Below are 701 nucleotides of genomic sequence, written 5' to 3' on the forward strand. Positions count from 1 at the left end.
ACCTATGATTTCTAGAATGAAAGATAAAGGAATTAAACCTAAAACCTTGGCGGTAGATGCTGGATATAAAACACCTTTTAATGCTTACTTTTTATTTAAAGAGTCAATCACTCCTTATATGCCATATACTAGACCAAGAGGTCCAAAGGACCGTTTCAGAAAAAATGATTTTGTTTATGATGAATATTACAATGAATATATTTGTCCTGCAAATCACCCACTTAAATACACACGTACTGATCGTGAAGGATTTAAATTGTATCATTCTAACCCAAATGTATGTAAAGAATGTCCATTTCTAAATAAATGTACAGAAAATAAACAATATAAAAAGCAAATTCAAAGACATATTTGGCAAGAATACTTAGAAGATGTTGAAGAAATAAGACATACAGAAGAAGGAAGAATGGGATATAAATTAAGGTCTCAAACTATTGAAAGAAGATTTGGTGACGCTAAAGAACAGCATGGTATGAGATGGACAAAGTTTAGAGGATTGAAAAAAGTGTCCATGGAAACCACGCTTATTTGTGCATGCATGAATTTAAAAAAGTTAGCCAATTGGGTTATCAAAGATACTCAATTGGCTTAGCATTATAGTCAATAATTTAAATTTCGAAGAAATTTCTTCGAATAAAAGAGAATATAATCATTAAAAAAGACAAACTCATGTAATGAAAATGAGTTTGTCTTCAATCTGA

At 30.2% G+C, this 701-nt stretch carries 1 protein-coding gene; it reads left to right on the forward strand.

The features are described 5' to 3' along the window. Positions 1-592 (forward strand): transposase (locus OCL94_RS13205; RefSeq protein ID WP_262997383.1); only part of this gene is annotated, 592 nt, incomplete at its 5' end. Positions 593-701 lie beyond the last annotated feature (109 nt).

Origin of the sequence: Macrococcus capreoli (assembly GCF_025628935.1) — a bacterium.
GTDB lineage: Bacteria > Bacillota > Bacilli > Staphylococcales > Staphylococcaceae > Macrococcoides > Macrococcoides capreoli.